This window comes from Kitasatospora nipponensis, from assembly GCF_039528135.1.
In the GTDB taxonomy this organism is placed as follows: domain Bacteria; phylum Actinomycetota; class Actinomycetes; order Streptomycetales; family Streptomycetaceae; genus Kitasatospora; species Kitasatospora nipponensis.
On the sequence record NZ_BAAALF010000003.1, the window covers coordinates 108,138 to 119,836 of the forward strand.

Here is an 11,699-nt window from a genome sequence, read left to right on the forward strand (position 1 = left end):
GGAGAGCGAGGAGAACCACCCGTGAGCACAGCCGCCCACCGCCGGAACCGACCGGCCACCCCCGCGCCGCACCGGTCCGGTCCGCGGCTTCCCGGCCCGCGTCCGTCCCGCCCGCGGCTGCCCGACCTGCTGCACGCCGCCCGGCCCGGCGTGTTGCCGCTGCTGGCCGCGGCCGGCGCCGCGATCGTGCTGGCGCTCTGGTGGCGGGACACCTACGCGGTGACCGGCGCCGCGGAGTGGCTCACCGGTGGCGCCCGGATCACCGGCCTGCTGGCGGGGTACCTCGCCCCGCTGCTGCTCCTGCTGATGGCCCGGATCCCGGTGCTGGAGCGCGAGGTCGGCGCGGACCGGCTGGCCCGCTGGCACGCGCTGGGCGGGCGCCACCTGGTCGCCCTGGTCGCCGCGCACGTGTCGCTGGTGATCTGGGGCTACGCGCTCACCGCCCACCAGGGGGTGGTCGGCGAGGGCGTCGAGATGGTCCTGCACTACCCCGAGATGCTCAAGGCGACGGCCGGCACCGTGCTGATGCTGGGCACCGGCGCCCTCTCGGCCCGGATCGCCCGGCGCCGGCTCGGCTACGAGGCCTGGTACTACCTGCACCTGGCCACCTACCTGGCGATCACGCTCGCCTTCGCGCACCAGCTGGCGAACGGCGCCGACCTGGCCGAGGGGGTCGGCCGGTTCGGCTGGTACCTGCTCTACCTGGGCACCTTCGCGCTGCTCGGCTGGTACCGGCTGGTGGTGCCGTTCCTGCGCGACCGGCGGCACCGGCTGCGGGTGGCCGAGGTCCGCCCGGAGGCCGACGGCGTGGTGTCGGTCTTCCTGACCGGCCGGCGACTGGACGAACTGCGCTGCGAGCCTGGGCAGTTCTTCCGCCTGCAGTTCATGGCCGGGCGGCTGCGCTGGGCCGCCAACCCGTACTCGCTCTCCGCGCCGCCGCACCCGCGGTTCCTGCGGTTCACCGTGAAGGACCTGGGCGGGCACAGCGCGGCGGTGGCGGCGCTGCGCCCGGGGGTGCGGGTGCGGGCCGAGGGTCCGTACGGCGCCTTCACCGGGCACCGACGCCGGGCCCGGCGGGTGCTGCTGATCGCGGCGGGGGTCGGGATCACGCCGATCCGCGCGCTCTTCGAGACGCTGCCGGCCGGGCCCGGCGAGCTGACCCTGCTCTACCGGGCGCGCGACGAGCACGAGGTGCTGTTCCGCACGGAGTTGGCGGCGGTGGCGGCGCGCCGCCGGGCCCAGCTGCACCTCCTGCTCGGCAGCCGGACGCAGCCGGGCAACACGCTGAGCGCGGCGGAACTGGCGGAGCTGGTGCCCAAGTTGACCGAACACGAGGTCTTCCTCTGCGGGCCGCCCGAGCTGACCGCCCACGCCGTACGGGAGTTGCGCGCCGCCGGGGTGCCGCGACACCGGATCCACCACGAGTCGTTCGTTCTCTGAAGGAGTGTCCTGCGATGCGTCGAGCCATCGTCTCCACCGCCGTCACCGCGGGCGCCGTCGTGCTGCTCCTCTCGCTCAAGCCGCACGGCGGCGCGGCGGCACAGAGCGCCCCGGTGATCTCCTCGGACACCGGTACCACGGTGCCGGCCACCGATCCCGGCGGGCAGGCCAGCGCCTCCCCGTCCAGCGGGGCCACCGCCACTACCGGGACCGGCACCGGCAGCAGCACCCGGACCGTCACCGGCAGCGCCGTGGACACCCGCTACGGCCCGGTGCAGGTCCGGATCACCCTCACCGCGGGCCGGCTGACCAAGGTCGACGTGCTCCAGTACCCGGCCGAGAGCGGTCGCGACCGGGAGATCAACGCCTACGCCCTGCCGGAGCTCAACCAGGAGGCGGTGGCGGCCGGCAGCGCCTCGATCGACGCCGTCTCCGGCGCCACCTACACCAGCCAGGGCTACCTGCGCTCGCTGCAGAGCGCCCTCGACCAGGCCGGAGCGAGCTGATGCTGCGCCACGCCGAGCCGGTGATGGGCACCGTGGTCTCCTTCGCGGTACCCGGCGCGGACCCCGCCCGGCGGGCCGCCGTGCTCGGTCCGGCGATCGCCGAGCTCCACCGGCTCGACGCGCTGCTCTCCCCCTACCTCCCGCGCAGCGAGCTGAGCCGGCTGGCCCGCGGCGAGCTGACGGTGGACCGGTGCGACCCGCTGGTCGGCGAGGCGCTCGGGCACTGCGCGGCCCTCGCCACCGAGACGGACGGCTGGTTCACCGCGCGCCCGGGCGGGCGGCTGGACCCCTCGGGGTGGGTGAAGGGCTGGGCGCTCGAACGGGCCTCGGACCTGCTGACCCACGCCGGCCACCGGGACCACAGCGTCACCGGCGGCGGCGACGTGCAGGCCCGCGGCCCGGCGGCGAGCGACCCGGCGGCGGACGGCCCGGTGGTGGACGGCCCCACAGCGGGCGCGCGGGCCTGGCGGATCGGGGTGGCCGATCCGCACCGCGCCGGCCAGGTGCTCGCGGTGCTGACCGCGCCGGACGGCGAGCCCTTCGCGGTGGCCACCTCCGGGACGGCCGAGCGCGGCGCGCACATCCTCGACCCGCACACCGGCCGGCCCGCCGAGGGCCTGCGCTCGCTGACCGTGGTCGGCCGCCGGATCGCCCGCACCGACGCCTACGCCACCGCCGCCTTCGCCATGGGCCCGCACCGGGCGCTCGCCTGGCTGGAGGCCCGTCCCGGGTACGAGGGGCTGGCGGTGCTGCCGGACGGGCGCCGGCTGGGCACCCCGGGACTGCGCCGTTACCTGGCGGCCCGGGGCTGAACCGGGGAGCGCGACACGCCGGGGAGGCGTTCCGCGCCCGCGGCGGCGGGCTGCGACCAGACTGGGCCCGTGGACGAGAGCCGAGCGATGGCCGGGGCAGTGCGCGAGGAGGAGGCGGCGGCCGGGGGCGGGCTCGGGGTGCGGCTGAACTGGCTGCGGGCCGGGGTGCTGGGGGCCAACGACGGGGTGGTGTCGACGGCCGGGCTGGTGGTCGGGGTGGCCGGGGCCACCAGCTCCGCGAGCACCCTGCTGGCCTCCGGGCTGGCCGGGCTGCTGGCCGGCGCCATCTCGATGGCCGCGGGTGAGTACGTCTCGGTCAGCACCCAGCGGGACTCCGAGCGGGCCGCGCTGGCGACGGAGCGGCGCGAGCTGGTCGAGGAGCCCGAGGCGGAGCTGGACGAGCTGACCGGGCTGCTCCAGGGCCACGGGCTGACCGCGCGACTGGCCCGGGAGGTCGCCGAGCAGTTGACCGCCCGGGACGCGCTGGGCGCGCACGCCCGGGTCGAGCTGGGCATCGACCCGGCGCAGATCGTCAACCCCTGGCACGCCGCCTGGGCCAGCTGCGCGGCCTTCACGGTGGGGGCGGTGCTGCCGCTGCTGGCGATCGTGCTGCCGCCGGCGGGGCTGCGGGTGCCGGTGACCGTGGTCGCGGTGCTCTGCGCGCTGGTGGTCACCGGCTGGCTGGGCGCCCGGCTGGGCGAGTCGCCGGTACGCCGGTCGGTGCTGCGCACCACGCTGGGCGGCGGGCTGGCGATGGCCGTGACCTACGCGGCGGGGTGGCTGCTCTCGACCGCGGGGGTGTGAGCCCGCGGGCCGGCGAACCGGCAAACGCCGTCGCCCCGCGGCCCGGGCGGGCAGCGGGGTGACGGTCCCTCGGAGCTACTTCTTCTTGTCCTTGCCGACCCACACCGGCAGCATGACCAGACCGGAGATGATCAGGAAGAGCGCGATCGGCAGGGCCACGAACAGGCCGAAGGTCTGCGCGAAGGTCAGGCCGTTGCCCGGGTCGTCGCCGTCGTCCCGGGTCAGCGCGAAGGCGGCGGGCGACGTCAGCAGCATCATCAGCGTGGCCGTCGCGGTGACCGCACCGGCGCGCAAAGCGTTCCTCTTGTCCACGTTTCCCAAGGTACCGGCCCTTTATCGGGGATCGCGCGGCGGGGTCGGCCTTCCGGGGGTGACCGGCCCCGCGGGGGTGTCCGGCTCCGCGGCGGCGCCCGGTCCCACCGGGGTGTCCGGCCGCAGGCCGCGGGTCAGCAGGCCGCCCAGCGCCAGCGCCCCCGGCTCGCCGGCCAGCCGCTCCAGGGTGACCGGGGTGCCGGCGGCGTCGGCGACCGGCAGGCGCCAGTTGGGGTACTGGTCCCAGGTGCCGGGCAGGTTCTGCGGGCGCGGATCGCCCACGGTGTCCGGCAGCCAGACGCCGACCAGCTCGGCCGGGGTGGCCAGCAGGAAGCGGTAGAGCGCCTCCTGGTCCAGCCGCGCGTCCTGCTCCAGCAGGCCCAGCCGGGTCAGTTCGGCCCGCCAGTCGGCCAGCTCGCGGGCGGCCGCGGTCTGTTCCTCGGCCAGCGAGTGGAGCAGCAGCCCCAGGTGGTGGCGCAGGTCGACGTGCGCGCCCGACAGCCGGGCCGCGGTGCTGGGCAGGTCGTGGGTGGTCAGCGTGGCCAGGCAGCCGGTGCGCCAGCGCCGCGGGTCCAGCGGGGCGCCCTTCGCGGTGTCCTTGCCCTCCCAGTCGCGTTCGAACCAGAGCACCGAGGTGCCCAGCACCCCGCGCGCCGTCAGTTCCTCGCGCACGCCGGGCTCGACCGTGCCCAGGTCCTCGCCGATCACCGCGGCGCCGGCCCGGTGCGCCTCCAGGGCGAGCACGCCGAGCATCGCGTCGGCGTCGTAGCGCACGTAGGCGCCCTCGGTGGGCGGCCGGCCGGCCGGCACCCACCAGAGCCGGAACAGGCCCATCACGTGGTCGATCCGGATCGCGCCGGCGTGCCGGGCGGCGGCCCGCAGCAGTTCGGCCCAGGGCGCGTAGCCGGTGGCGGCCAGCGCGTCGGGGCGCCAGGGCGGCAGGCCCCAGTCCTGGCCGTGCGCGTTGAAGGCGTCCGGCGGCGCGCCGACCGAGATGCCCTCGGCCAGCACGTCCTGCAGCGCCCAGGCATCGGCGCCGTCGGGGTGCGCGCCGATGGCCAGGTCGTGGATCAGACCCAGCGTCATGCCGGCCCGCTCGGCGGCCTGCTGGGCGGCGCCGAGCTGCTCGTCCAGCAGCCAGGCCAGCCAGCGGTGGAACTCGACGGCCTCGGCGTCCTGCGCGCGGGCGGCGGCCAGCTGGGGGGTGCCGGGGTGGCGCAGGCCCTTGGGCCACTGCCGCCACGGGCCCGGGTGCCGCTCGGCCAGCGCGCACCAGGTGGCGTGGCTCTCCAGCCAGTCGCCCTCGCGGCGCACGAAGGCCTGGTAGGCGGCCTGCCGGCCGGGTCCGCGCGGGACCGTGTGCAGCAGTTCCAGCGCCGCGCGCTTGACGGCCCACACCGCGTCCCGGTCGATCAGCCCGTCGTGCTCCAGCACCTCGGCGCGCAGCCGGCCGGCCCGCTGCGCCAGCGCGTCCAGCTCGGCGCGCTGGGCCGCGTCGGCGTACGCGTACTCGGGCACCGCCTCGATCCGCAGGTGCACGGGGTCGGCGAAGCGGCGTGAGGAGGGGCGGTAGGGCGAGGGGTCGGAGGGGAGGGTGGGCAGCGCCGCGTGCAGCGGGTTGAGCTGCAGGAAGTCCGCGCCCAGGGCGCCGGCCGACCACTGGGCCAGTTCGGCGAGGTCGCCGAGGTCGCCCATGCCCCAGGAGCGTTCGGAGAGCACCGAGTAGAGCTGGGCGAGGAAGCCCCAGCCGCGGCCGGGCAGCGGGGCCAGCCGTTCGGGGGCCACGATCAGGGTGGCCGACTCGGTGCGGTCGGCCAGGCGCAGCTGCAGGGTGTGCCGGCCCAGCGGCAGGTCGGCCGGCAGCCAGTCCGAGCGGCCGGGCGGCAGCTGCCACTCGCCGCCGTCCTCCAGCGCGATGCCCAGCCGGGCGGCGGCGGGCACGTCCAGCGCGGTGCGCCGGCCGGCCCGGGCGACCAGGCAGGGCGGCAGCAGGCGCCGGGCGGCGGCCTCCCGGTGCTCGGCGAGCGCCCGCTCGACGGCCTGCGGGGTGCCGGCGTCCACGCCGAGCGCGGCGAGCACGGCGGTCAGCGTGGCGGCCGAGACCTGGACCGGGCGGCCGTCGCCGGGGTCGTAGCTGCTGTCCACGCCGTGCGCCTGGGCCAGGGCCAGCAGCGGCGCGCCGGGCGCGGGGGCGTCCTCGGCGGTGGGGTCGACGGCGTTCGCCGGACCGGATGCTGAGCTCCCGTCAGATTCTGAGGCATCGTCGGAACGGTGGAGGTAAGCGGCCAACACGGGCTCCTGCGGGGTCGGGGGACGCATGCGGACGGGGGCGGGGGACGCTGCGGGGGCGACAGCTCCACTCCTACCCGGCTCGCCGGGCCACCATCCGCAGCGGCGCGCCGGGGGCCGACGCCTCGTCAGGGGTGATCACTCCTGGAGGGACCTGGACATAATCGGACAGAACGGCCATAGGACCGGCTCACGTTGACAGGCACGCGGTCACCTGGTGGGCTGTGGCAGCGAGGTCTGGCGTGGTCGGTGGGGGGCCGGTGAGGCAGTTCCTCGCGCACCCGTCGATCACCCCGTTCGGCCGACTGCCCCCGGCCGCGAGGAGGCCCCCGTGCAGACCCGTGTGTCCGCGACCGCAGGGAGGCGGTTGCGGCAGCAGCTCGAGCAGAGCCCGGCGCTGCGCGAGGTCCTGCAGCATCCCGCCGTCCTGGTCACCCGCCGGGCCACCGCCCGCACCGCGCGCCGGGTCGCCCCGCGCGCCGCGGACCGGCTGATCGCCGACCTCAAGGGCACCCGGCCGCTGCTCGCGGAGATCCGCGCCGAGCGGCTGGCCGGCCCGGCCCCCGCCACCCTGGGACCGCGCCGCGCGACCCTGCGGATCGCCGCCACGCTCTCCGCCGCCGCGGTGATCGGCGGCCTGCTCGCCACCGTGCCGGCGACCGCGACGCCCACCGGCCCCGGCGTCTCGATCAGCGCCCCGGCGCGCACCCCGCTGGGCAGCCTGGCGAGCCCGCAGGTCTTCCCCCGACCCCAGCAGCTGACGCCGGCCGGCAAGCCGGTCACGGTCCCCACCGAGGTCTCGCTGGTGGCCGGCGCGCAGGCCGACCCGGGGGCGCTGGCGGCCGTGCGCGAGGTGCTGGCCGCCGCCGGCGCCACCACCGTGAGCACCCCCGCGCAGCCGGGCGCGGCGCCCGCGCCGGGCGAGCTGGTGGTCTTCGTCGGCGGCCCGCAGGAGCAGCCGGACCCGGCCACCGACCGCACGCTGCACGACCTGGGCGCCGACACGCCGGCCGGCCTGCCGACCGGCGGGTACGTGCTGGCGGCCGGCCAGCTGCCCGTGGCCGGCGGCAGCTACGGCGCGGTGGTGCTGGCCGGGGCGGACGCGGAGGGCACCTTCCACGCCGCGCAGAGCCTGCGCCAGCTGCTGACCGCGGTCCCGGCCGGCCAGGGCCAGGGCGGCGGCGCGCTGGGCTTCCCGGGCCTGACGGTGCGGGACTGGCCGACCGGCGCACCGCTGCGCGGCACCGCCGAGTCCTTCTACGGCACCGCCTGGACCACCCAGCAGCGGCTCGACCTGATCGACTTCCTGGGCCGGACCAAGCAGAACTTCTACCTCTACGCCCCCGGTGACGACCCGTACCGGCAGGGGCAGTGGCGCGACCCGTACCCGAGCGCGCAGCAGGACGACCTGCGCCTGCTGGCCGAGCGGGCCCGCACCGACCACGTGGTGCTGGGCTACGCGATCGCCCCCAACCAGAGCTTCTGCTACAGCTCCGGCAAGGACGTGGACGCGCTGGTGGCCAAGCTGGACGCGATGCGCGCGCTCGGCTTCACCGCCTTCCAGCTGCAGTTCCAGGACGTCAGCTACGACGAGTGGCACTGCGCGGGCGACAAGCGGGCGTACGGCACCGGCCCGGCCGCCGCCGCCAAGGCGCAGGCCCAGCTGGCGAACGCGGTGCAGCAGCGGCTGGTCGACCGGCACCGGGAGGTGCGGGCGCTGTCGGTGGTGCCCACCGAGTTCCACCAGCAGGGCGCCACCCCGTACCGCAGCGCGCTGGCCGGGGCGCTGACGCCGGCCGTCCAGGTGGCCTGGACCGGGGTCGGGGTGATCCCGGGGAAGATCACCGCCGGCCAGACCGCCGACACCGCGCTGCTCTTCGACCACCCGCTGGTCACCATGGACAACTACCCGGTCAACGACTCCTCCCCCGACCGGCTCTACCTCGGCCCGTACACCGGGCGCGACCCCGAGGTGGCCCGGCGCTCGGCCGTGCTGCTGACGGCCGGCATGCAGCAGGCCGCCGCCTCCCGGATCCCGCTGGCCACCGCCGCCGACTACGCCTGGAACCCGGACGGCTACCGCTCGGACGCCTCCTGGCAGTACGCGCTGCGGGCGCTGGCCGCCGACGCCGTCCCCGCCGCCACCCCGGGCGGCACCGCGGACGCCGGCTCCGGGCCGGCGCTGGCCGCGCTCGGCGCGCTGGCCGGCAACAGCTCCTCCTCGCCGCTGTCCGGCGCGGAGTCCGGCTACCTGACCCCGCTGATCGACACCTTCTGGGCCGCGCTGCAGCCCAGTGGCGGCGGCACCGTCGACCTCGGCCGGCTTCAGCAGGCCGCCGACCCGCTGCGGGCCGCCTTCACCACCATGGCGGGCGCCGGCGACGCGCTGCGCGGCAACGACTCGCAGGCCCGCACCGCCCGCGGCGCCACCGCGCTCGCCGACGAGACCGCGCCCTGGCTGGACCGGCTCGGCGCCTACGGGCGGGCCGGGCAGGCCGCGCTCGACATGCTGCTGGCCCAGCACCGCGGCGACGGAGCGGCCGCCTGGCAGTCCCGGGTGGCGCTGCGCCGGCTGCGCGACCAGCTCGCCCAGGGCGCGGTGACGATCGGCACCGGCGTCCTGGACCCGTTCCTGGACCGGGCGATGAAGGCCGCCGACAGCTGGTCGGGGGTCAGCGCCGGGGCGCTGAGCCCCACCACCACCCTGGGCACCGCGCACGACCACGGCCCGGCCCTGATGACCGACTCCGCGGCCGACACCTTCTACTGGAGCTCGGCGCCGCCGCAGCCCGGCGACGCCTTCGGGGTGGACCTGGGCGACGGACGCCCGGTGGCCACCGTGACGGTCAGGATGGGCGCCACGGACGGCTCCGGCGGCCCGGCGGACGACCCCAGCGGTGACGCGGGCGCGGCGGCCGACGACTACCTGCGCGACGGCGTGCTGGAGTACACCACCGGCGACGGCGGCTGGCAGCAGCTGCTGACGCTGCACCAGCAGAAGAGCGTCACCGCCACGCTGCCCGCCGGCGCGGTGGTCCGGGCGATCCGGCTGCGCGCCACCAAGAGCCAGCAGACCGCGGTCGCGGTGCGCGAGTTCAGCGTCACCGCGCCGGACGCGGTGCACGCCACCGGCACCGGCGGGCCCGCCGCGGCGCCGGGCTCCTCGCCCGACGCGGTGCCCGACGGCGACCCGGCCAGCGCCACCCGGGCGGCCGCCGCGCCGACCGTCGCCGACGCGCCGCTGACCGTCAACCTGGGCGGCACCCGCCCGCTGGACCGGCTCACCGTGCTCACCGACCCCACCGTGCGGGCCACCGCCACCGTGGAGACCCGCAACCCGGACGGCAGCTGGACCGGCGTCGGCACCCTGCACCCGGGCTACAACGAGCTGCCCACCGGCGGGCGGCCCACCGGCGCGGTGCGGCTCACCTGGCAGCCGGGCGGCGACGCCCCGGTGGTCAACCAGATCGTCCCCTGGTACGCGGACACCCCGCTCGCCCGGCTCACCCTGGCCGACCCGGAGCTGGACGTGGTGGCGGGCGCCGCGGCGCCGGCGCAGACCCAGGCGATCGTGGACGCCACCCGCCCCGAGGGCGCGAGCGGCGACATCCGGGCCACCGCCCCGGCCGGCGTGGTGGGCCTGACCGTCAGCCCGGCGCCGGCACCGGGCCAGGGCGGCGCCCCGGTCGGCGTGCCGCTCGGCGTCGGCGCCAGCACCGCGGTGCAGGTCGGCGCGGCGGCGGGCACGCCGACCGGGACCTACCAGGTGCCGGTGGACTTCACCACCGGCGGCGTGACGGTGCGCCAGGTGCTGCAGGTGCACGTGGTGCCGCCGACCGGCGGCCCGGACCTCGCGCCGAGCGCCAGTGCCACCTCCTCCGGCGACGAGACGCCCAAGTACCCGGCCGGCGCGGTCAACGACGGCGACCCGGCCACCCGGTGGTCCTCGCCGGCCAGCGACGGCGCCTGGGTGCAGCTGCAACTGCCGCAGCCCACCCACCTGGGCGAGGCGGTGCTGCACTGGCAGGACGCCTACGCCTCCGCCTACCAGCTGCAGACCTCGGCCGACGGGCAGAACTGGACCACCGTGGCGAGCGTGGCCGCCGGCCACGGCGGCACCGAGACGGTGCGCTTCGACGCACCGGGCGCGCTCTACCTGCGGATGCAGGGGGTCAGCCGGGCCACCAAGTACGGCTACTCGCTGTTCGGCATCGAGGTGTACGCGGTGACCGACCCGGCCGCCGCCCCGGGCACCGGGGGGACGCCGCCCGTCGTGCCGCCGACCACCGGCCCGGTCGGCGTCCCGCTGCCGAGCCCGACGCCCGGCGCCACCCCGGGCACGGTGCCCACCCCGGCGCCGAGCCCCACCGGCACCCCGGTCACCCCGTCCGTCCCGGCGCTGCCGAGCGGCCTCCCGAGCGGCCTGCCGCTGCCCGGCCCCACGGGTTCGCCGCTACCGGGCAGCAGCGCCGCGGCGGGCGCGGCGGCCGGCGCCGGCACGGGCGCGGGGGCCGGTCCCTCACCCAGCGCGACGGTGCCCAAGCACTGAGGGGCGGTGCCCGGGCGCCGGGCCCGGGAAAGCCGGTGGGCCGGCGGCGCGCCCGATGTCGGGTGCGTCGCCGGCCCATGAGAGGCGTACCGGTGGGAACGGCTGGGACGGGTCAGGCGGTGAGGGCCTCCGGTTGCTCACCGCGCTGGTGCGGTCGGGACCGGCCGAGCGGGACCGGTGTGCCCGCGTGGTCGGTATGGTCGTGGTGCTCGAAGTCACGGAACTGGTCCGTGCCGCCGTACGGCTCCAGGTAGGGCCGCCAGCGCGGATCCTTGATCCCGGTTCCGATGATGCGCCAGGCGAGCCCGCTGGGCGGGGCCGGAGGTCGCTTCATCCGCCACCCGAGTTCGGTCAGGTGGCGGTCGGCCTTCATGTGGTTGCAGCGGCGGCAGGCCGCCACCACGTTGTCCCAGCGGTGCTGGCCGCCGCGGCTGCGCGGGATGACGTGGTCGACGCTGGTCGCGGCGGCCCCGCAGTAGACGCAGCGCCCGTGGTCACGGGCGAAGAGTGCGCGGCGGGTGAGGGGAACGGGCCCGCAGAACGGCACCCGGACGAACCGGGTGAGCCGGACCACGGAGGGCGCCGTGACGGCGCTGGTGGCGCTGTGCAGAGTGACACCGGAGTCCTCCAGGCTGACCGCCTTGTGGTTGAGGACCAGGATGAGTGCGCGGCGCATCGATACGACGCCGAGTGGCTCGTAGGACGCGTTGAGGACCAGGACATGCGGCACGGATGCCTCCTTGGACGCCTGCGGCGCGTGGCTCGCGCCGGGACGAGCGGATGATCGCGCATCGCTGCGCGATCACCCCCAGTGTCGCCTTACGAGTTTGTACGGCGCCACCATTACCAGGTAACGGGCCGGAGTGGCTTCGGTCATAGCTCGCTGACTAGCTCTATGCCCAGCGCCGTGGCGCGCTGCACTCGAACGGTCCGCGGGGCGCCCGGGCGGGCGCCGCGCGGCGCCGCCGGCGGCTGGCCCCGTGAGCG

General features: G+C 77.1%; 8 protein-coding genes. 5 read left to right on the forward strand and 3 right to left on the reverse strand.

Features of this window, described 5'->3' with window-relative positions; translation table 11 throughout:
• The first annotated feature begins 21 nt into the window (after positions 1-21).
• From ABD323_RS01975 to ABD323_RS01990, 4 genes are all read left to right on the forward strand, one after another.
• Entirely contained in the window at positions 22-1,440 is a 1,419-nt protein-coding gene (locus ABD323_RS01975; protein WP_344438254.1) for a ferredoxin reductase family protein, read from the forward strand.
• A gap of 14 nt (positions 1,441-1,454) precedes the next feature.
• Positions 1,455-1,946 carry an FMN-binding protein gene (locus tag ABD323_RS01980; protein WP_344438256.1) on the forward strand — a complete coding sequence of 164 codons (492 nt, stop codon included), beginning with the start codon at positions 1,455-1,457 and terminating at the stop codon, positions 1,944-1,946.
• Entirely contained in the window at positions 1,946-2,758 is an 813-nt protein-coding gene (locus tag ABD323_RS01985; protein ID WP_344438258.1) for an FAD:protein FMN transferase, read from the forward strand. Before ABD323_RS01980 ends, ABD323_RS01985 begins: the two co-directional genes overlap by 1 nt.
• A gap of 87 nt (positions 2,759-2,845) precedes the next feature.
• Complete coding sequence (locus ABD323_RS01990; RefSeq protein WP_344438296.1) at positions 2,846-3,562, forward strand: VIT1/CCC1 transporter family protein; 717 nt, start codon at positions 2,846-2,848, stop codon at positions 3,560-3,562.
• 75 nt (positions 3,563-3,637) lie between these two features.
• On the opposite strand, the gene ABD323_RS01995 is transcribed toward ABD323_RS01990, so the two are convergent.
• A complete protein-coding gene (locus ABD323_RS01995) occupies positions 3,638-3,874 on the reverse strand; it encodes a hypothetical protein (RefSeq protein ID WP_344438260.1) in 237 nt (78 codons plus the stop codon).
• Between the two features lie 21 nt (positions 3,875-3,895).
• Entirely contained in the window at positions 3,896-6,163 is a 2,268-nt protein-coding gene (malQ, locus tag ABD323_RS02000) for a 4-alpha-glucanotransferase (protein ID WP_425555828.1), read from the reverse strand.
• A gap of 331 nt (positions 6,164-6,494) precedes the next feature.
• Here malQ and ABD323_RS02005 point away from each other — a divergent pair, with 331 nt between their 5' ends.
• Complete coding sequence (locus ABD323_RS02005) at positions 6,495-10,712, forward strand: glycoside hydrolase family 84 protein (protein ID WP_344438262.1); 4,218 nt, start codon at positions 6,495-6,497, stop codon at positions 10,710-10,712.
• A gap of 112 nt (positions 10,713-10,824) precedes the next feature.
• Here ABD323_RS02005 and ABD323_RS02010 read toward each other — a convergent pair whose 3' ends face one another.
• Complete coding sequence (locus ABD323_RS02010) at positions 10,825-11,442, reverse strand: HNH endonuclease (RefSeq protein WP_344438264.1); 618 nt, start codon at positions 11,440-11,442, stop codon at positions 10,825-10,827.
• Positions 11,443-11,699 lie beyond the last annotated feature (257 nt).

Bases quoted from the DNA above. Each gene is read 5' to 3' on its own strand.
- ABD323_RS01980 (WP_344438256.1), top strand. From the start codon at position 1,455: ATGCGTCGAGCCATCGTCTCCACCGCCGTCACCGCGGGCGCCGTCGTG.
- ABD323_RS01985 (WP_344438258.1), top strand. From the start codon at position 1,946: ATGCTGCGCCACGCCGAGCCGGTGATGGGCACCGTGGTCTCCTTCGCG.
- ABD323_RS01990 (WP_344438296.1), top strand. From the start codon at position 2,846: ATGGCCGGGGCAGTGCGCGAGGAGGAGGCGGCGGCCGGGGGCGGGCTC.